The organism is Nonomuraea aurantiaca (genome assembly GCF_020215705.1).
In the GTDB taxonomy this organism is placed as follows: Bacteria; Actinomycetota; Actinomycetes; order Streptosporangiales; family Streptosporangiaceae; genus Nonomuraea; species Nonomuraea aurantiaca.
The window spans coordinates 88,054-107,379 of sequence record NZ_JAIWNB010000017.1 but is presented as its reverse complement, the minus strand read 5'-3'; the positions used below and the strand labels follow the sequence as shown (position 1 = coordinate 107,379).

The 19,326-nt window shown below is 70.5% G+C and carries 20 protein-coding genes and 1 pseudogene; 15 read left to right on the top strand and 6 right to left on the bottom strand.

The window, feature by feature from the left end:
• The first annotated feature begins 15 nt into the window (after window positions 1-15).
• The 5 genes from LDL49_RS33905 to LDL49_RS33885 are packed head-to-tail and all read left to right on the top strand — an operon-like array spanning window position 16 to window position 4,085.
• A complete protein-coding gene (locus tag LDL49_RS33905) occupies window positions 16-1,215 on the top strand; it encodes a cytochrome P450 (protein ID WP_225297231.1) in 1,200 nt (399 codons plus the stop codon).
• 14 nt (window positions 1,216-1,229) lie between these two features.
• Complete coding sequence (locus tag LDL49_RS33900; protein ID WP_225297229.1) at window positions 1,230-2,006, top strand: SDR family oxidoreductase; 777 nt, start codon at window positions 1,230-1,232, stop codon at window positions 2,004-2,006.
• Between the two features lie 11 nt (window positions 2,007-2,017).
• Window positions 2,018-3,355: a lanosterol 14-alpha demethylase gene (gene cyp51, locus LDL49_RS33895; protein WP_225297227.1), complete on the top strand. Its 1,338-nt coding sequence runs from the start codon at window positions 2,018-2,020 to the stop codon at window positions 3,353-3,355.
• Window positions 3,352-3,543 (top strand): ferredoxin, encoded by a 192-nt coding sequence (locus LDL49_RS33890; protein ID WP_225297225.1) that lies wholly within the window; start codon window positions 3,352-3,354, stop codon window positions 3,541-3,543. The genes cyp51 and LDL49_RS33890 overlap by 4 nt, the downstream gene beginning before the upstream one ends.
• 2 nt (window positions 3,544-3,545) lie before the next feature.
• Window positions 3,546-4,085 carry a Cif family virulence factor gene (locus tag LDL49_RS33885; protein WP_225297224.1) on the top strand — a complete coding sequence of 180 codons (540 nt, stop codon included), beginning with the start codon at window positions 3,546-3,548 and terminating at the stop codon, window positions 4,083-4,085.
• A gap of 6 nt (window positions 4,086-4,091) precedes the next feature.
• On the opposite strand, the gene LDL49_RS33880 is transcribed toward LDL49_RS33885, so the two are convergent.
• Window positions 4,092-4,769, bottom strand: a complete 678-nt coding sequence (locus LDL49_RS33880; protein ID WP_225297221.1) for a hypothetical protein — start codon at window positions 4,767-4,769, stop codon at window positions 4,092-4,094.
• A 22-nt stretch (window positions 4,770-4,791) separates the two neighbouring features.
• Between LDL49_RS33880 and LDL49_RS33875 the strand changes: the two genes are divergently transcribed.
• The 5 genes from LDL49_RS33875 to LDL49_RS33855 all read left to right on the top strand — a co-directional run bounded on the left by LDL49_RS33875 (window position 4,792) and on the right by LDL49_RS33855 (window position 8,720).
• A complete protein-coding gene (locus LDL49_RS33875) occupies window positions 4,792-6,270 on the top strand; it encodes an aldehyde dehydrogenase (protein ID WP_225297219.1) in 1,479 nt (492 codons plus the stop codon).
• Window positions 6,270-7,007: an SDR family oxidoreductase gene (locus LDL49_RS33870; protein ID WP_225297217.1), complete on the top strand. Its 738-nt coding sequence runs from the start codon at window positions 6,270-6,272 to the stop codon at window positions 7,005-7,007. Before LDL49_RS33875 ends, LDL49_RS33870 begins: the two co-directional genes overlap by 1 nt.
• On the top strand, window positions 7,004-7,840 hold the full coding sequence (locus LDL49_RS33865; RefSeq protein ID WP_225297214.1) for an NAD(P)-dependent oxidoreductase: 837 nt from the start codon (window positions 7,004-7,006) through the stop codon (window positions 7,838-7,840). The genes LDL49_RS33870 and LDL49_RS33865 overlap by 4 nt, the downstream gene beginning before the upstream one ends.
• Window positions 7,837-8,208 (top strand): carboxymuconolactone decarboxylase family protein, encoded by a 372-nt coding sequence (locus LDL49_RS33860; protein WP_225297213.1) that lies wholly within the window; start codon window positions 7,837-7,839, stop codon window positions 8,206-8,208. Before LDL49_RS33865 ends, LDL49_RS33860 begins: the two co-directional genes overlap by 4 nt.
• Window positions 8,209-8,318: 110 nt before the next feature.
• A complete protein-coding gene (locus LDL49_RS33855; RefSeq protein WP_225297211.1) occupies window positions 8,319-8,720 on the top strand; it encodes an ABC transporter permease family protein in 402 nt (133 codons plus the stop codon).
• A 16-nt stretch (window positions 8,721-8,736) separates the two neighbouring features.
• Here the strand turns inward: LDL49_RS33855 and LDL49_RS33850 are convergent, their stop codons facing one another.
• The 3 genes from LDL49_RS33850 to LDL49_RS33840 form a co-directional block, all read right to left on the bottom strand.
• Window positions 8,737-8,997: a hypothetical protein gene (locus LDL49_RS33850; protein WP_225297209.1), complete on the bottom strand. Its 261-nt coding sequence runs from the start codon at window positions 8,995-8,997 to the stop codon at window positions 8,737-8,739.
• A 19-nt stretch (window positions 8,998-9,016) separates the two neighbouring features.
• Complete coding sequence (locus LDL49_RS33845; RefSeq protein ID WP_225297207.1) at window positions 9,017-9,682, bottom strand: MarC family protein; 666 nt, start codon at window positions 9,680-9,682, stop codon at window positions 9,017-9,019.
• A gap of 117 nt (window positions 9,683-9,799) precedes the next feature.
• Window positions 9,800-11,074, bottom strand: a complete 1,275-nt coding sequence (locus LDL49_RS33840) for an arginine deiminase (protein ID WP_225297204.1) — start codon at window positions 11,072-11,074, stop codon at window positions 9,800-9,802.
• 322 nt (window positions 11,075-11,396) lie between these two features.
• On the opposite strand from LDL49_RS33840, the gene LDL49_RS33835 reads away from it, so the two are divergent.
• From LDL49_RS33835 to LDL49_RS33820, 4 genes and pseudogenes are all read left to right on the top strand, one after another.
• On the top strand, window positions 11,397-12,008 hold the full coding sequence (locus LDL49_RS33835; RefSeq protein WP_225297202.1) for a PadR family transcriptional regulator: 612 nt from the start codon (window positions 11,397-11,399) through the stop codon (window positions 12,006-12,008).
• A complete protein-coding gene (locus LDL49_RS33830; RefSeq protein WP_225297200.1) occupies window positions 12,005-13,768 on the top strand; it encodes a sulfatase in 1,764 nt (587 codons plus the stop codon). Before LDL49_RS33835 ends, LDL49_RS33830 begins: the two co-directional genes overlap by 4 nt.
• A 44-nt stretch (window positions 13,769-13,812) precedes the next feature.
• Window positions 13,813-14,937 (top strand): annotated as a pseudogene (locus LDL49_RS33825) (MFS transporter); the annotation flags it as partial.
• A 100-nt stretch (window positions 14,938-15,037) separates the two neighbouring features.
• Window positions 15,038-16,093 (top strand): glycoside hydrolase family 3 C-terminal domain-containing protein, encoded by a 1,056-nt coding sequence (locus LDL49_RS33820; RefSeq protein ID WP_308016232.1) that lies wholly within the window; start codon window positions 15,038-15,040, stop codon window positions 16,091-16,093.
• 8 nt (window positions 16,094-16,101) lie between these two features.
• Here the strand turns inward: LDL49_RS33820 and LDL49_RS33815 are convergent, their stop codons facing one another.
• On the bottom strand, window positions 16,102-17,631 hold the full coding sequence (locus LDL49_RS33815; RefSeq protein WP_225297198.1) for a carboxylesterase/lipase family protein: 1,530 nt from the start codon (window positions 17,629-17,631) through the stop codon (window positions 16,102-16,104).
• Between the two features lie 170 nt (window positions 17,632-17,801).
• Here LDL49_RS33815 and LDL49_RS33810 point away from each other — a divergent pair, with 170 nt between their 5' ends.
• Window positions 17,802-18,236, top strand: coding sequence for a CocE/NonD family hydrolase C-terminal non-catalytic domain-containing protein (locus tag LDL49_RS33810; protein ID WP_225297196.1), 435 nt, complete (start codon window positions 17,802-17,804; stop codon window positions 18,234-18,236).
• A gap of 108 nt (window positions 18,237-18,344) precedes the next feature.
• Here the strand turns inward: LDL49_RS33810 and LDL49_RS33805 are convergent, their stop codons facing one another.
• Complete coding sequence (locus LDL49_RS33805) at window positions 18,345-18,980, bottom strand: TetR/AcrR family transcriptional regulator (RefSeq protein WP_308016231.1); 636 nt, start codon at window positions 18,978-18,980, stop codon at window positions 18,345-18,347.
• Window positions 18,981-19,326: the final 346 nt, after the last annotated feature.

Below are 19,326 nucleotides of genomic sequence, written 5' to 3'. Positions count from 1 at the left end.
TGTGAGGTGATCGCCGTGTCCGCCCCCCACAGCACGTACGACTACAGCCCGTACGACTACGCGATCCACGAGGACCCCTATCCCGCGTACCGGTGGCTGCGCGACCACGCTCCGCTCTACCGCAACGACGAGCTCGACTTCTGGGCCATCTCCCGGCATGCCGACGTGTCGGCCGCCTTCCGGGACCACGCGCGCTACTCCAGCGTCAACGGCGTCTCCCTCGACCCGAGCGCGTGGGGCCCGGCGGCGCACCGGACGATGTCGTTCCTGGCCATGGACCCGCCCACGCACACCCGGATGCGCAATCTGGTCTCGAAGGGCTTCACGCCGCGGCGGGTGCGCGAGCTGGAGGCCGACATCCTGCGGCTGACCAGGCGATACCTCGGCCCGGCGGTGGCGGCGGGCGAGTTCGACGTGATCGCCGACTTCGCGGGCAGGCTCCCGATGGACGTGGTCTCCGAGCTGATGGGCGTCCCCGAGGCCGACCGCGACGAGGTCCGGCGGCTGGCCGACCTGGTGGTGCACCGCGATGAGGGACTCAACGACATCCCGCCGGTCGGCATGGAGGCCGCGCTCGTGCTGGCCGGCTACTACCAGGACCTGGTCGCCGAACGCCGCCGCCGACCGGGGCCCGATCTCACTTCTGCGCTGCTCGCCGCCAGGGAGGGCCAGGACCGGATGACCGACGAGGAGGTCATCGCGTTCCTGTTCCTCATGGTCGTGGCGGGCAACGAGACCACCACCAAGCTGCTCGCCAACGCCCTGTACTGGGGCTGGCGCAACCCCGAGCAGCTGGCCAAAGCGCTGGCCGACCCGGGCCAGGTGCCCGCGTGGGTCGAGGAGACGCTGCGGTTCGACACCTCCAGCCAGATGATCGCCCGCACGGTCACCGAGGACACCGAGCTGTACGGCACCCGCGTCCCGGCCGGCGCGCGGATGCTGCTGCTGATCGGGGCGGCCAACCGCGACGAGCGGGCGTTCCCCGACCCCGATGCCTACGACCTGGACCGGGACACCGCGCCGCTGATCAGCTTCGGCGGCGGGAGGCACTTCTGCCTCGGCGCCAACCTGGCCCGGTTGGAGGCGAGGCTGGCTTTGACCGAGTTCGTCCGCGTGGTCCGGGACTACGACCTCGACGCCGGCCGGGCTGTACGCGTGCACTCCGTCAACGTCAGAGGCTTCGCAGCCTTACCCATGACCGTCACCCCCCGATGAGGAGGCCCGCCTTCATGCCCCGATTCGCCCCCCACCCGGAACGCCGCCCCGCGCTGGTCGCCGGGGCCTCGTCCGGGATCGGCGCCGCCACCGCCACATTGCTCGCCGCCGCCGGTCATCCCGTGGCCCTCGGCGCCCGCCGCGTGGACCGGTGCGAGCAGATCGCCACGGCCATCCGCGAGAAGGGCGGCCAGGCCGTCGCCCTCCCGCTGGACGTCTCCGACTCCGACTCGGTCAAGGCGTACGTGGCGGCGGCCGCAGACGCGTTCGGCGATGCGGAGATCGTCGTCTCGGGCGCCGGGGACCTGAGCGCCGAGCGGGTCCACGAGCTCGATTCGGCGGCGTTCGCCGCGCAGCTCCAGGTGCACCTGGTCGGCGCGCACCGGCTGGTGTCACAGGTGGTGCCCGGCATGGTCGCCCGGGCGCGCGGGGACATCGTGTTCGTCTCCTCCGACGTGGTGCCGTCGCCGCGGCCACGCATGGGCGCGTACGTGGCGGCGAAGAACGGCATCGAGGGGATGGCCCGGGCCATGCGGATGGAGCTGGAGGGCTCCGGCGTGCGGGTGTCGGTGGTCCGGCCCGGCCCGACGATGACGGGGATGGGCACGACCTGGGACGCCGAGACCACCACCGCCGTGCTGGAGGATTGGGCGGCGTGGGGTCTGGCCCGGCATCCGTACTTCCTCAAGCCCGAGCAGGTCGCCGAGGTGATCGTGACCGTGGCGACCGCGCCGCGCGGCGTCCATCTGACGCTGGTCGAGGTCCAGCCGGAAAGGGCGGTCCAGTCATGAGAAATCCGGTCATGAAAGATCCGGCGACCGTCTCCGGTGGCCCCGACCACCTCGACGAGCTGCGCAGCGACCCCATCGGCCTGATGCGCCGGGTACGCGAGGAGTGCGGCGACGTCGGGGAGTTCCGGCTGGCCGGCCGCCCGGTGGTGCTGCTGTCCGGGGCCGAGGCGAACGAGTTCTTCTTCCGCGCCCCGGACGAGGAGCTCGACCAGGCCGAGGCGTACCCCTTCATGACGCCGATCTTCGGCGAGGGCGTGCTCTTCGACGCCACGCCCGAGCAGCGCCGCGAGGCCCTGCACAATCAGGCGCTCAAGGGCTCCTTCCTCAAGGGCCACGCCGCGACGATCGCCGCCGAGGTGGACGCGATGGTCGCCGCGTGGGGCGAGGAGGGCGAGATCGACCTGCTCGACTGGTTCGCCGAGCTGACCATCTACACCTCCTCGGCGTGCCTGATCGGCAAGCGGTTCCGCGACCAGCTCGACCGCCGCTTCGCCGAGCTCTACCACGATCTGGAGCGGGGCACCGACGCGATCGCCTACGTCGATCCGCACGCCGACATCGACAGCTTCCGCCGTCGCGACGCCGCCCGCACCAAGCTCGTGGCGCTGGTCGAGGGCATCATGGAGGGCCGGGCCGCCGCGCCGCGCCCGCCCCGCGAGGAGCGTGACCTGCTCGACGTGCTGATGTCGATCCGGGCGGACGACGGGACGCCTCGCTTCTCCGCGGATCTGATCACCGGGATGTTCATCTCGATGATGTTCGCCGGGCACCACACCACCTCCGGCACCGCGGCCTGGACGCTGATCGAGCTGCTGCGCCACCCGGACGTCCTGGACGGCGTCGTACGGGAGCTGGACGACCTGTACGCCGACGGCTCGGAGATCAGCTTCCAGGCGCTGCGCGAGATCCCGCTGCTGGAGTCGGCGATCAAGGAGGCGCTGCGGCTGCACCCGCCGCTGATCCTGCTGCTGCGGGTGGCCAAGTCCGGCCACGAGGTGCTCGGCTACCGCATCCCCGCCGGGACCCTGGTCGGGTGCAGTCTGGCGGTCTCCAACCGGATCCCCGGGGACTTCCCTGAGCCCGACCGCTTCGACCCCGCCCGGTACGCCAAGCCGCGCGAGGAGGACCTGATCAATCGGTGGACCTGGGTGCCGTTCGGCGCCGGCCGGCACCGCTGCGTGGGCGCCAACTTCGCGATGATCCAGCTCAAGGCGATCTTCTCGGTGCTGCTGCGGGACTGGGAGTTCGAGCCGGCCCAGGACCCGGAGTCGTACCGCGACGACCACTCCAAGATGGTCGTCCAGCTCGCCCGGCCGTGCCTGGTCCGCTACAAGAGGCGCACATCGTGAAGGTGCGGGCCGACCTGGACCTGTGCCAGGGCCACGCCATGTGCGAGCTGGAGGCACCGGAGGTCTTCGAGGTCCCGCGCAAGGGCAAGGTCCGCATCCTCGTGGACGAGCCCGGCGAGTCGCTGCGCGCCCAGGTCGAGGCCGCGGTCCGCTACTGCCCGACGCGAGCACTCAAGCTGGGAGGTTGACCATGCGTGACGAGCTGGAGGAGATGGTAGGCCGCTGGCTGGCGGCCAATCGGCGGTGCGAGGAGCTGGGAGACTGGCGCCCGCTGGCCGAGCTCTACACCGAGGACGCCACCTACGGCTGGAACATCGGCCCCGGCCAGGACTTCATGGCGGTCGGCAGGGACGAGATCCGCGACCTCGCCCTGGGTTCGGAGATGGGCGGCCTGGACGGCTGGTCGTACCCGTACCAGAGCATTCTCATCGACGAGCGTAAGGGCGAGGTCGTCGGGTTCTGGAAGCAGGTGGCCGACGCCCGGCGACCCGACGGCAGCCCGTACGAGGTCGCCGGGATCGGCGGAAGCTGGTTCAAGTACGGCGGCGGCTTCCAGTGGCGCTGGCAGCGTGACTGGTTCGACCTCGGCAACGTCACTTCGGTGTTCGTCGAGATGATGAAGGCCGGGGTGCTGTCGGACGGGATGCGCCGGCGCCTGGACCGGGCGGCCTCCGGCGCGCCGATCCCCGGCTACTACGCCAGGCCGGAGACGCCCGTGCCCCTATGGTGAGGGCCCCTATGGGGGCGGCACGTGCGGGGTGCCGTCGCGCATCGGCGGGAAGCGGAAGCGGGCCGCGGTGGTGCCGCGCGTCATCGCGGTGATCGGGTCCTCGCCGACCGGCTCGGTCTCGTCGTCGATGACGACCTCCCAGCGGCAGTGCGGCACCCGGCCCGCCGGGACGCGCGGCGGGCGGTGCACCGGCCGGATGCGTGCCCTGGGGTTGACCGCCTGGGCGGTCCAGTCGAACGTGCCGTCCTCGATGTGGTGGCACATGCCGCGGATCGCCCGCTCGCCGAACGGCTCCACGTCGAGCAGCGCCCCGCACGTACGGAGCTGGAAGAAGCCGTGCGACTCGTCGATCAGCTCGTACTCGACGTCCATGTAGTGCTGCGCGAAGCCGGGGTCGAGCTGCAGGCACTTGAAGATGGCCGACACCCCGTCGCCGTCGATCCTCATGATCTCGCGGATCCGCTCGGTGTAGACCGGGCTGGCACCACGCCACTCCTGGATGGCGATCTCCTCGACATCCCGCTGCCCGTACTTCAGCCCGACCGCGATGAGCGAGGCTCGGTCGAGCAGATGGGCGATGAGAGCGTACTCCCTGACCAGGCGGACCAGCGCCTGCTTCGACAGGTCCTCGAACCGGAAGCCGGGATCGAACGCGCCGGAATAGTCATCCCTTTGCACAGCCACATGTGAACTGTAGTCTGGACAAGTGTCCATAACAAGCAGACGCTTGCTCGACGAGTGGGCGGAGCGCGGCTCCCCCCTCCTGATCGACGGCGAGCTTGTCACGTGCGACGAACGCTTCGAGACGCTCGATCCCGCCACCGAGGAGGTCATCGGCACGGCCGCCGACGCCACGCTCGGCCACCTCGACACGGCGATCGCCGCCGCCCGCCGCGCCTTCGACGGCTGGGCCGCCGACCTCCCCCTGCGCGTCCGCTGCCTGCGCCAGCTCCGGGAGGCCCTCGTCCGGCACGCCGACGAGCTGCGCGAGCTCACCGTACGAGAGGTCGGGGCGCCGCGGTTCCTGACGTACGGGGCGCAGCTCGACGCGCCCGTGGCCGACCTCGGCTGGTTCGCCGACCTCGCCGAGACCTACGCATGGACCCGTGACCTGGGCCGGGCCGCGCCGATGGGGATGGTCAGCGAGCGCCGTCTGCTGCGCGAGCCCGTGGGCGTGGTCGGCGCGATCACCCCGTGGAACTTCCCGCACCAGATCAACCTGGCCAAGCTCGGCCCGGCGCTGGCCGCCGGCAACACGGTGGTGCTCAAGCCCGCCCCGGACACCCCGTGGTGCGCCGCGGCGCTCGGCCGGCTACTCACGGAGGAGACCGACACCCCGCCGGGCGTCGTGAACATCGTCACCGGCCGCGACCACGCCCTCGGCGCGCGGCTGGCCACCGATCCACGCGTGGACCTGGTCTCCTTCACCGGCTCCACGGCGACCGGGCGCGAGGTCATGCGCGGCGCCGCCGAGAACCTCAAGAAGGTGTTCCTGGAGCTGGGCGGAAAGTCGGCCTTCATCGTGCTGGACGACGCCGACCTCAGGACCGCCTGCTCGTACGCCGCCTTCACCGGCATCACCCACGCCGGGCAGGGCTGCGCGATCACCAGCCGGCTGCTGGTCCCCCGCGCCCGCCACGACGAGGCCGTGGAGATCACCGCCCACACCATGGCCAAGCTCGGCGCCCGGGACCCCTCCGACGACCGCACCGTCTGCGGCCCGGTCATCTCCGCCCGTCAGCGCGACCGGATCGAGGGCTACCTGAAGCTCGCGGCCGAGGAGGGCGGCTCGTTCGCCACCGGGGGCCACCGTTCGGACCGGGACAAGGGCTTCTGGATCGAGCCCACCCTGATCACCGGCCTCACCAACCGGTCCAGGGCCGCCCGCGAGGAGATCTTCGGCCCGGTGCTGGTGATCCTGCCCCACGACGGCGACGACGACGCCGTACGGCTGGCCAACGACTCCCCGTACGGGCTGTCGGGCGCCGTGCACGGCGGCGATGTGGAGCGGGCGCGGGCGGTCGCGCGGCGGCTGCGCACCGGCACGGTCAGCGTCAACGGCGGCATCTGGTACGCCGCGGACGTGCCGTTCGGCGGCTACAAGCAGTCTGGCGTCGGTCGCGAGATGGGCGTCGCCGGCTTCGAGGAGTACCTGGAGACCAAGGTGATCGCGGAAGGAGGGTGATGGGACGCTTTGCGGGCAAGGTCGCCATTGTCACGGGCGCGGCCCAGGGCATCGGGGAGGCGTACGCGCGGGCGCTGGCCGCCGAGGGCGCGAGCGTGGTCGTGGCGGACGTCAGCGAGCGGGGCGCGGCGGTGGCCGACGACATCAAGGGGCTGTTCGTCCGTACCGACGTGTCCGATCCCGCGTCCACCGAGTCGATGGCGGGCGCGGCCGTGGCGGCGTACGGCGGGATCGACCACCTGGTCAACAACGCCGCCATCTTCGGCGCCATGAGGCTGGACTTCCTGTTCACCGTGGACTGGGACTACTACAAGAAGTTCATGGCCGTGAACATGGACGGCGCGCTCCTGTGCGCCCGCGCCTGCCACGCCGCCATGGCCGAGCGCGGCGGCGGCGCGATCGTCAACCAGTCCTCCACCGCCGCCTGGCAGTACTCCGGCTTCTACGGCCTGGCCAAAGCGGGCGTGAACGGCCTCACCCAGCAACTCGCGCACGAGCTGGGCTCACTCGGCATCCGGGTCAACGCCATAGCGCCCGGCCCGATCGACACCGAAGCCCACCGGGCGGTCGTGCCCACCGGGATGTCGGCCAAGATCGTACGGGACAAGCTCGCCCTCAAGCGGATGGGCACCCCGGACGATCTCGTCGGGATGTGCCTGTTCCTGCTGTCGGACGAGGCGTCCTGGATCACGGGACAGATCTTCAACGTGGACGGCGGCGAGGTGTTCCGCGCATGACGTACGGCTTCGTCGGGCTCGGCCAGATGGGCGCCCCCATGGCCGGACACCTCGCCGGACCCGGCCTGATCGTCTACGACAGCCGTCCCGAGGTGATGGCACCCCTCGTCGCCCAAGGCGCGCGGCCCGCCGCGGACCTCGCCGACGTGGCCCGCGCCGGGCTCATCTCGATCATGGTCCGCGACGACGCCCAGGTGAACGCGGTCTGCGCCGCGCTGTTCGCCGCGGCCGATCCCGGCACCGTCATCGCCATCCACTCCACGATCCGTGCCGATACCGCCATCGGGCTGGCCGCCGAGGCAGGTCCGTACGGGGTGGAGGTCGTCGACGCCCCCGTCAGCGGCGGCTTCATGGGCGCGGCGGCGGGCACCCTCGCGGTCATGGTCGGCGCGACCGAGACCGCGTTCGAGCAGGTGAAGGAGGTCTTCGGCGCCTGGGCCGACCTCGTCCTGCACATGGGGCCGGTCGGCGCGGGCACCCGCGCCAAGCTCGCCCGCAACCTGCTCCACTTCGTCTCCTTCGCGGCCGCCGCCGAGGCGCAGCGCCTGGCCGAGGCTGCCGGAGTCCCGCTCGGCAGGCTCGCCCGGATCGTCCGCCACTCCGACGCCGTCACCGGCGGCCCCGGCGCCATCATGATCCGCCGCACCACGACGCCCCTGGCTCCCGACGACCCCCTGTACGAGATCATGAGCCACGTGCGGGCGCTCGGCGAGAAGGACCTGTCCCTCGCCCTCGAACTCGCCGCCGAGCTCGGCGTCGACACTCCCCTCGCCAGGCTCTCGGCCGAGCGCCTGGCCACCGGCCTCGGCCTTCCCCAGGAGGACCCGTCATGACCGACGACAGGCGGCAGCGGGGCCTGGAGATGATGCGCCAGGTCTACGGCTGGGACATCGACGACGCCCCGGGCGACTTCTTCGGCATCACCGTGGACCATCTGTTCGCCGACATCTGGGCCCGCCCGGGTCTGTCCATGCGCGACCGCCGGCTGCTCCTGCTCGGCGCTCTGGCCGGCAGGGGCCTGAACGACGTCCTGGACATCCAGATTCCGGCGGCTTTGAGCAACTCCGAGCTGACCGCCGCCGAGCTCCGCGAGATCGCCATCTTCCTGACCCACTACATCGGCTGGCCCCTGGGCGCCAAACTCAGCGTCCAGATCGACACCCTCATCGCCCAGCACGAGAAGCGGCTGAAGTCCGGCTGAGCCGGGCATGACACGTCGCGCTCACCCTCACTCACCCTGCTGCTGTTCCTGGTCGTCTCCGCCATCATCGTCCCGCTCACCTGGTTCCTGGGCAGAAGGCAGGTCGCCGTATGAGAGCGTCGCGACGGCTCGCCGCCGAGGCGGTCGCGCTGGTCCTGGCCACCGTGTTCTTCCTCGTCCCGTTCGCCCTCATGCTGCTGACGGCGGTCAAGGATCCCGTGCAGGCGCTCGACCTGGACTTCGCCTGGCCGGTCAACTGGCGGTTGGTGGAGAACTTCACCGAAGTGATCGAGGCCCGCGACTACGTGCTGCTGCGCGCCTACGTCAACAGCACGGTCCTCACCGTGGTGTCGGTCGCGCTGATCGTGGTCTTCGCCGCGATGGCCGCCTTCGTGCTGCAACGGCGGCCCGGCAGCCCGCCCCGGGCCACGTTCCTGCGGATGGAGGGTCAGTACGCCCTGTACAACGTCCCGTCCGGTTCGTTCACCTTCGTAGCGGCAACAGCCGGGTGAGCCCTTGAGGCCGTAGCTAGTCGACCCAGCCCAGCGTGTCGGCGGTGGGGCCGCCCGGCACGTACTCGCAGCCGATCGAGCCGGCGTAGCCGTGCTCGATCGGCGAGCCGACCGCGTCCGCGAGGGGAAGCGTGCGGCCGACGTCGCCACCCCTCCCGCCGGCCAGGAGCTCTACGTGGCCGGCATACCGGGGGCGCGCCTGCTGATCCTCGACGACGTCGCGCACATGGCGACGGCCGCCGTACCCGCGAAGATCGCTCGCGAGATCATCGGGCACGCCGCGCCCGACGCTTCATTCACTGGTTGAGGCGCGCGGTGACCAGGTCGGTGAAGCCGTTGGCGAGCAGGATGACGGCGATGGCGGTGAGCAGGATGCCCGCGATCCGGTCCAGGAGCATGGCTCCCTTGAGCGAGATACGCCGTTGGACGTGGCCGGACATGTACAGCGTCAGCCCGGTGATCACGGCGAAGCACAGGGCGGCGACTGACAGCGTGATCTTGTCGGGCACGTTGGCCGCCGCCGCCGAGGCGGCGACGCCGAAGGCGAAGGTGGTGCCGCCGATGGTCAACGGGAAGGTGAGCGGGGTGTACAGGATGGACTTGGGGTCCGGCACCGGCTCGGGTGGCAGTGTGCTGCCCAGCTGCTCCTCTTCCTGGAGTTTCTCCAGCTCTTCTACGGCTCCGGCCTTGCCGCGCATCAGCGGGATGGAGGCGTAGGCCAGGGCGATGCCTCCGGTGGCGGTCAGCGCGGCGGTGCTGATGCCGAGCAGTTTGAGGAGCGGCTCGCCGATCCATAGCGCCGCCAGGACGAAGACCGCGACGTTGACGGCGAGTCCGAGCGCCAGCCGGTTGACCTGTTTGTGGTCGTAGGGCCGGACGATCGGCAGGTAGGAGGCGAGCGCGGCGACGGGGCTGTAGAGCCCGAACAGGGCTAGGAAGAGAATGATTGCTGGATGGGTCATCGCGGTCCTCCCCGCTGCGGCGATGCCGGCAACCGACCCTCTTGGGCGGGAACGGTCGCGGCCGGTGGCGGGGGGATGGCGCGGGGGACGCTGGCCCGCGCCTTCTCGCTTCGGCTGCTAGACGGGGTCGCGCAGAATCGGGCAAGTCATGCAGTGCCCGCCGCCCCGGCCCTTGCCCAGCTCGAAGCCCTCTATCTCGATGACGTCCACGCCGTGCTCGCGCAGCTTCCTGTTGGTGTACTCGTTCTTGTGGTAGCCGATCACGACGCCGGGCTCCAGGGCGACGAAGTTGCTGCCGCTGTCCCACTGCTCCCTGGCCCGCTGGTAGTCGTCCCCGCCGGTGGAGATGATGTCGAGCTTGCCGATGCCGAGTGCGTCCTCGATGGCGGCGGCCAGGTTCGGTTCACGGTGCACGTCGAGAGTGCCCTCCTTGTCGCCGGGCCGCAGCGAGTAGACCGCCGCGTTCTCCACGACCGGCGGGTAGCCGGTGGCCTTGTCGACGTCCAGCAGGGTGAACACGGTGTCGAGGTGCATGTACGAGCGGCTTGGCGGGATGTTGACCGCGAGCACCCTGGTGGCGGCCTCGGCGGCGAACAACTCCATGGCCAGATGCTCGACCATGATCGGGCTGGTGCGCTCGCTGACGCCGATGGCGACGGTGCCCTTGCCGATCGGCATCATGTCGCCGCCTTCCAGCGAGGCGCGGCCGAAGTCCTCCTCGTCGAAGTTGCCGTCGTCGCCCATCGGGGGGTACCAGTAGGCGAATCCGTCGTCGGCGAACATCGGGTGGAAGTGGTAGACGATGCTCTGGTTGATCGTCTCCAGGCGGCGGGCGTGGTAGTAGAGCGGGTTCAGCGAGACCCCGCCGTACAGCCAGGCCGAAGGGTCGCGCTGGTAGAGCGAGTTCGGCAGCGGCGGCAGGATGAACGACCCGGTCCTGGCCATCGCGGTGACCAGGGAGCAGGCGTCCAAGCCTGCGCGGCTGGCCTGGGCCGCGGTGACGAACTCCTCCTTGGTGAGCCCGCCGATCAGGTGCTCGGCCAGCTTGTCCCCGCTCCAGGAGGCCAGCTCGGAGCGGATCTCGTCGACGAGTGAGGGTCCCACCGTCAGGTGGGTGACCGTGCGCTCCACCACGTGCCGCTTGGCCTCGGGTGCGGCCTCCAGCGCCTCGGCGAGCAACTGCTGGTGGTGGAAGACCTCGATGCCGCGGCCGCGCATCACATCGACGAACATGTCGTGCTCGATCTGGGCGCGGCTGACCCAGAGCACGTCGTCGTAGAGGAGTTCGTCCTTGTTGGCCGGGGTGAGCCGTTTGAGGCTGAGATCGGGCCGATGCACGATCACCTGTCGCAGCGTGCCCACCTCGGAGTGGACTCCGAATGTCGTGCTCACAACGTCCTCCCATGCGGATTGGTCACGGTGAAGGGGAGGGTGGCCGCGCCTCGCGACACGGCAGTGCGGGGATCGAAGCCGCGTTCGGCATCATTCCACGGCGATGACCGCGCCAATCGGCCGACGGTGATGCTTTGTCAAAAGGTTGAGGTGGCCGGACAGGGCTTGGGGCCGCCCAACGGGACTTCGCGATGAACAGGCTTGTGCGCACGGGCCGAAATCATCCATCGAGAAGACTCTCGACAGGGCATGACACTTGTGCCATGGTATCACCATTCCACTTGTGGAACGGTTACCTTCGTTACAACGACGGGCACATCTGATGAAGCTTGAGATCCTTCTCCTCGGGGCGCTGCTGGACCGTCCCAGTACGGGCTACGAACTGAAGAAGTTCTTCGACACGCACGGGCGGTTCGCTCGCTCGAACACGACCATGAGCCAGGCGTACCGAACTCTGGCGGGGATGGAGGAGCGCGGCTGGGTCGAGCACACGATCGAGGAACGCCCCGGGGCGAGCAACGCCAAGCGCTACCACGTGACCGAAGAGGGCCACACCGTCTACATCGACTGGCTGACGCGCCCCTACAACCCGCCCACCCGCTTTCAGGACCCCGACCTGTACGCACGCCTGGGCGGCGCCGGTTTCATGACGGTCGAGCAGGTGATCGCCATCCTCGACGTCGAGATCAACACCCGGGTGGCGGAAGTGGCGCGCTACCGCCACCGTGACCGCAGCCGCCATGACGAGCCCCCACGTGGCTACGACGTCGCGCTCGGGAACCAGATGGACGAGTGGCTTCATCGGCGCGGGGCCGAGGCGATGGACCGGCACATCGCCTCCCTCATCGAGCTCCGCCGGCGCCTGCTCGACGGGGAGCCGCTCAATCAGGGGCCCGCGCCGACCATCGTGCGGACGGAGGAGACGGCGCGATGAAGGCCATCATCGTCATGTTCGACAGCCTGAACAGGCACATGCTCTCGCCCTATGCCGACACCTTCGTGGACGCGCCCAACTTCGCGCGTTTGGCGGCCAGGGCGGTGACGTTCGACCGCTTCTATGCCGGTTCGATGCCGTGCATGCCCGCGCGCCGGGAGATGCACACCGGACGGTACAACTTCCTGCACCGCAGCTGGGGGCCGCTGGAGCCGTTCGACGACTCCATGCCGGAGATGCTCAAGCAGGCGGGCGTACACACCCATCTGGTCTCCGACCATCCGCACTACTGGGAGGACGGCGGCGCGACCTACCACACCCGGTACAGCACGTGGGAGTTCTTCCGTGGCCAGGAAGGGGATCCGTGGAAGGGCGTGGTCGGCGACGCCCCGAAAGGCCCGTTCGAGGCGATGAAGCGGCAGGACGCGGTCAACCGCACCTACATGGCCACCGAGGCGGAGCACTCGCAGACCCGGACCGTCGACGCGGGCCTGCACTTCCTCGAAACCAACGTCGCGGCCGACCGGTGGTTGTTGCAGATCGAGATGTTCGATCCGCACGAGCCGTTCTTCACCCACCAGCGCTACAAGGACCTCTACCCGCACGACTACGACGGGCCCGAGTTCGACTGGCCGCCGTACCAGAAGGTCCTCGAACCCGGCGACCAGGTCGAGCACGCCCGCAACGAATACGCCGCCCTGGTCTCGATGTGCGACCGCTCGCTTGGCCGCGTCCTGGACTTCATGGACGAACACGCCATGTGGGACGACACCCTGCTCCTGGTCAACACCGACCACGGCTTCCTGCTCGGCGAGCATGGCTGGTGGGCCAAATCCGTCATGCCCTGGTTCAACGAGCTCGTCCACCTGCCGATGTTCCTGTGGGACCCGAGAACCGGCGACCGGGACCAGCGGCGGGGCACGCTCGCACAGACCATCGACATCGCCCCGACCATGCTGCGCTACTTCGGCATCGAACCGACCCCTGACATGCAAGGCGCGGACCTCACCGAGGCCGAACCCGTCCGTGACGGCGCGCTCTTCGGCATCCACGGCGGGCACGTCAACGTCACCGACGGCCGCTACGTCTACATGCGCGCCGGCAAAGACGCCGCCAACGGACCGCTCGAAGAGTTCACCCTCATGCCCACCCACATGCGCGCCCGCTTCTCACCGCAGGAGCTCAAGGAGTGGGAACCGGCCGAACCCTTCACCTTCACCAAGGGCGTACGGACCATGCGGATACCCGCCTCGCCCTCGTGGATGAACCCCTGGCAGCACGGCACGCTCCTGTTCGACCTCCACAACGACCCGGCGCAGGAAGCGCCGATCGCCGACGACGACGTGGAACTGCGGATGATCGAGCTGCTGCGCCGCCTGATGGTGGAGACCGACGCCCCGCCCAGCCAGTTCGAGCGCCTGGGCCTCCCCCGCGAGGGCGACATCACCCGCGAGCATCTGCTGGTCGGCGAGCAGCGCGAGCGTGCGGCGGCCGTCGCCGCGCCGCTGCCCGCGCCGGCGGAATTCCACGCGCCCGCCCTGCTCCGCACCCCTCTTCTGGAGCTCCTGCAGCTCACGGGCGCCAAGGACGTCCTGGCCCAGGAGGCCCCCGCGCTGGTGCAGTCGGAGATGCTCTCCGCCCCCGCCTCCATGAGCCTGCTCGATCTCGCCCGTTACGGCTACGTGCCCGCCGCGGTCCTGCGCCGCATCGACGAGCAGTTCAGCCTTCTCTCGGCACCACCCGTCACCTCAGCCCCCTGAGGCGACGTCGCTCCATCGCACCACCGCACAGACAGGGGCACCCCATGGATGCCAGCTCCTCCACCACCTCCCTCCAGCCAGGAGCGGCTCAGGCCGCCAACATCCCCCACCGCTGGCGCAATCTCGCCGTCCTCTCCGGCGTGAGCGTCGTCGACAACACCGAAGCCGGCCTCATCAACACCGTCTTCCCCACGCTGGCGGCCGCGTTGCGGCTCAACAGCGGCCACCTCGGCCTCATCGCCGCCCTAGGCAAGATCGCCAGCGTTCCCGCCGGGCCGTTCTGGGTCTGGCTGGCCGGCCGGATCGGCCGGCGCGCCACACTGACCGCCACGACGGTGACCGGCGGCCTGTTCGGCATCGCCGCCGGCTTCTCGCAGAACTTCGTCCAGCTCCTGATCTGCTGCACCCTCATGTCCGCCGCGGTGATCGGCAGCTCTCCCATCACCATGGCCGTCATCGCCGACTCCTTCCCCGACGAGCAGCGCGCCCGCGCCAACGGCATCTTCTTCGGAACGCTCCAGGTCGCCGGCATAGTGCTCGGCCCCGTCATGGCCGCCTTCGTCGGGCTGGACGACGGCTGGCGCTGGGCGCTGTGGACCCTCGGCGGGGTCTGCATCGCCGCCGGGCTCCTGGTCCTCGCCCTCTACAAGGACCCGGCCATCGGGGCCGCCGAAGAGCAGCTCGCCGACCTGGCCGCCGAGGAGCGGCCGAAGGCGAAGGTCACCGTCGCCTCCGTCATCGGACTGTTCCGCATCCCCACATACACCGTGATGATGCTGAGCCGTCTCCTGTCCGGCCACCTGCTGATCGTCATCTTCGGCGTCCAGTTCCTCGTCACCGAGCGCGGCATCTCCAACTCCACCGCCATCCTGGTGGCGCTGCCGTTCGGGATCGGCTACAGCGTCGCCACGCTGGGCGCCGGATTCGTCCTCCCGAGGATCGACCGGCTCATGCCGAGCCGCGGCCGTGTCCTGGTCCTGCAGCTGGCCCAGATCCTGTTCGCGGTCATCGCCTTCTTCGGCACGCAGTTCAAGTACGAGAGCATCGCCGTGTACGCGGTCTTCTGGGCCCTGCTCGGCGCCTGCCAGGGGCTCAACCCGCCGGTCAACCGCCCCATCGTGGCCGCGGTCGTGCTGCCCGAGCTGCGCGGCCAGGCGTACGCGATCTGGCTGACGGTGTTCGAGACGATCCGCCACCTCGCGCGAGGTCACGTTCGCCCCGGCGTTCCGCCTGGACGGGGCAGCCGACGAGGCCCTGCTCGCGCAGGCGGTGGAGGCCGCTCGCGGCGCCGCCGTGGTGCTGGTGTTCCTCGGCGAGCCGTCAGAGGCCGAGTCCGAGGGCTTCGACCGCGACGACCTGGACCTGCCGGCGGTACAGCTCCAGATGATCGAGGCGGTCGCCGCGGTCAACCCGTCGGTCGCGGTCGTGCTGAGCAACGGCGGCGTCGTGCTGACCGGCCCGCTCACTGATCGGGCGGCGGCCCTGCTGGAGATGTGGCTGCCCGGCCAGGCGGGCGGGAGCGCCGCGGCTGATCTGATCTTCGGGCACGCCGCCCCCTCCGGCCGGCTGGCGGAGACCGTCCCGCACCGGCTCTGCGACACTCCCGCGCACGTCAACTGGCCGGGCTCGGCGGGGCAGGTGCTCTACGGGGAGCGGCTCTACATCGGCTACCGCTGGTACGACCGCACCGAGCGCGACGTCGCCTTCCCGTTCGGGTTCGGGTTGTCGTACACCACCTTCGCCTACTCCGAGCTGTCCGTGCACGTACCCGACCCGGCCCGGCCCGAGGCGCGCGTCGAGGTCACCGTCACGAACACCGGCGCGCGCGAGGGCGCCGACGTCGTCCAGGTGTACGTCAGCGACCCCGTCGCGGACGTGGACCGTCCGGTACACGAGCTGCGCGGCTTCCGCAAGGTGCGCCTGGCGGCCGGTGAGAGCGCCCGCGTGGTGATCGAGCTCGACGCCCGCGCTTTCAGCTACTGGAGCACCCGGCACGGGCGATGGGTGGCCGAGCCGGGCGAATACGGTGTGCACGTCGGCCCCTCCTCCCGCGGCCTGCCGCTGGAGCAGCGCGTCCATCTCGATCTGGAGGTGCCGCCGATCGCTCTCACGGCCGACAGCACGCTCGCGGAATGGCTCGCCCACCCTCGCGGGCAGGAGATCATCGCGAAGGCCTCGGGAGAAGGACCGTCCTTCCTCACCGACCCGGCCGGCCAGCCATTGATCGCCCAGATCCCGTTGGCCACCCTGCTCAGCATGGGCGCCTCGCACACCGGGCAGCTCCCACCGGCCATCGACGACCTGCTCCGGATGGCGAACTCCTAGCCCCCGCGTCAGCCTCCGGCGGTCAGCAGGGGAAGCGCCTCGAAGGTGTGGTCCTGCCACAGGCGGCGCGAGGTCTCCTCGGGGTAGGCGGTGACGGACGGTGTCGTGTCGAAGACCTGGGTCAGGCGCTGCCGGGGGTCGTACGCGGGCCAGCCAGGATCGCCCGTGGCGGCGAAGGCCGTCCAGGCCGTGCGGATCCGCGTCGTCAGTGCGCGGGCCTCGGCGGTGTGCTCCGGGCCGATGGTCACCGGGCCGAGGTGGGCGTCGTAGGTGCCGAACAGCAGCGGGCCGTCCAGGCCGTGGCAGGCCCGCAGCAGCCCGCCCGTGCCCGGCGACTGCCAGGTCAGGTCGTACAGGTACGCCTGCCCGCCCCCGGCGGCCTGGGCCTCGGCCAGGTGCAGCGTCGGCATGCGGAACAACCAGTCGCTCTGCACGAGTTCGAACAGGTCCTCGGCGGAGGCGTCCGGGAAGGCAGCGCGGTAGGCGCGTTCGCCGTCCTCGCCCGGGCCGTAGCGCCGCAGTGTCTGCGCCGCCTGCTCCTCGGTGACCTTGCCGAACAGGTTGCCGAGGAGCAGGAACGTCCGCCACTCGTCGCGGTTGTGGCCGATGATCAGCTCCACCTCCCGTCCCGCGCCGCCGGCCAGTCCCTCCCAGGGCGTGACCGGCAGCACCTCGCCGTCGACGACAGGAGAGAACGGGGTCAAGGTATGCGCGAAGGAGCCCCAGCGGTCCTCGTACTGCCGCATCTTGGACGTCAGCGCTTGGCCGACCGCCGGGAGTTCCCGCGGATCCACGCCGGACAGTTCCTCGGCCGTCGGACGCAGGCCGGCCTCGGCTGCGATGGCCACCCCCACGTCCCGGGCCAGGGCGTCGGACAGGAACGTACCCGGCAGGCTCTGCCCGACGGCCCGCCGGAACAGGCCCCTCGCGCTCGGCATGACCATCAGTGAGGCGATGGACCCGGCGCCGGCCGAGTCGCCGAGGATGGTCACCTGGCCGGGATCACCCCCGAACGCCGCGATGTTGTCCCGCACCCACTCCAGCGCGGCGACCTGGTCGAGCAGGCCCCGGTTGGCGGGCGCGCCCTCGATGCCGGCGAAGCCTTCGATGCCCAGGCGGTAGTTCAGCGACACGAACACCACGTCGCTGTCGCGGACGATGTGCCGGGCGTCGTAGCCGGGGCTGCCGGAGAAGCCGAGCTTGTAGGCGCCACCGTGGATCCACACCATCACCGGAAGACGGGCGGCCGGGTCCGGGGCGGGCGTCCAGACGTTGACCGTCAGCCAGTCGTCGCCCGCGCCCTTGAAGAGCTCCCCGCCGCTGTTACCACCCATGTTCGTGTCCTGCGGGGCCGGCGGGCCGAACTCGTCCGCCTCTCGCACGCCGTCCCAGCGGCGCGCCGGCCGCGGCGCCTGGAAGCGGGCGGCGCCGAGCGGGGGTTCGGCGTACGGAATGCCGCGGAAGACGGCCAGGCCGTCCTCGGTACGACCGCGCACGACGCCGGCGGTGGTGCGGACCTCGGGCTCGACTCCGGACATCTCAGGCTCCCTAAAACGACTGATTTAACAGTTGTCCATTTTCTAACATGGGTGGTCGACGCGGACGACCCCCTCGACCCCGAGGAACTGACGGACCGCCTGCTCCGCCTCTCGATGGCGCTGGCCGGCGGCCTCCCCGCCCTCGCCCCTTCCCCCGGAGGCCGCCTTCGATGAACCTGAACAGCCACCTCGTCCAGCGCATGCTGCGCCTGCCCCCGCCCCTCACCAGGGATCTGACCGTCGAGCGCGACCTGCGCGTCCCGATACGCGACGGCTCCGACGGCCCCTTCGATCCGCTGCGCCGCGAGCGCGACGACGGCCGCTCGACCAACGTCTGCGACGGCCTGATCAGCCTCACTTCTGCCGGCGAGACGTCGACGGCAGAAGTGCGGATGTGGCCGACGGCGTACCGCTTCAAGCGCGGGCACCGCATCCGCGTCCAGATCTCCAGCGGCGCCTTCCCCCGCTACAACCGCAACCCCGGCACCGGCGAACCCCGCGCCTCCGCCACCACCCTCCGCGTCGCCGACCAGCAGGTCTTCCACGACCCGCAGCACCCGTCGGCGGTGATCCTCCCCATCCGCCGGATGACGTCGGCGGCCTAGGCCGAAAGCCCGGGAAATGACCGGTGCTGCCCAGGCGGCTGGGGCACACGCTCCGGCGGGGGTCACGGCACGGCCCTGTGGCACGTGCTCGGCCGCGAGACGCCTTCGTCAGATGGGTGCCTGCCACATCGCGACGATCACGTCGATCAGCCCCTTGGCGGTGTCGTCCCAGGTGGGCCGGAAGGTGGGGGCGTGGTCGGCGAGGGCCCGTTCCCGCTCGACGCACATCTGCACGATGAGGTGGCGGGCCATGGTGACGCGTTCGCGGCGGATCTCCTCGCGCAGGCCGGGCAGGGACCGGGCCAGGCCGTCTCGGAACAACCGCAGGATCGGGGCGGCGGTCAGGGCTTCGTCGACCATGACCGCGTTGAGCGCGGGGTCGGCCATGACCTGCGCGGTGAATCTGGCGTACCAGGTGGGGCTGCCCAGGGTCTCCAGGTGTTCGGCGAAGGGGCGGACCAGGCACGACGCCCAGTCCCGCGGGTCGGCGGAGTCGGCGATGTCGGTCATCATGCGTTCGCGGATGTGCTCGATGTGCCCGGCGTGCTTGCGGGCGATCGCGCGGATCAGGTCGGCCTTGGTGCCGAAGTGGTAGCTGACCGCGGCGTTGTTGCCCTGCCCGGCCGCCTGGCTGATCTGGCGGTTGCCGACGGCGTGCACCCCGCGTTCGGCGAACAGCCGCTCGGCCGCGGCAAGGAGGGCCTCCCGCGTCGCGCTGACCTGCTCGTCTCGTGTCATCTTCATGATCTTCGCCTTCTACCGCACCGGGACTTCGCGCAGCCCGCGACGGCCCAGTCCCTCAGGTCGTCGCAGGTCCTCGGCCGTGCACGGCGAGGCGTGATGGAAGGACAGCTTATGCAAAGGGCCGGTTCGGAGGCCGTGCCCTCCGTTTGACTCAGCACCGTCTCGACCGCCCCCAGGGCGCCCATTCTCCAGTGGCCCTGCAACCCGGCCGGCCAGGCCAGCCCGCTCAACCAGACCTGGCGGCTCTGGGGCCGGTGACCGGCACTGGCGTGGCGGTGCGCCGTGGGCGGCGGCGAGAATGAGGTACGCGCCGGCCGTCCAGGGTGGGCGCGGTCGCGCAGGCCCT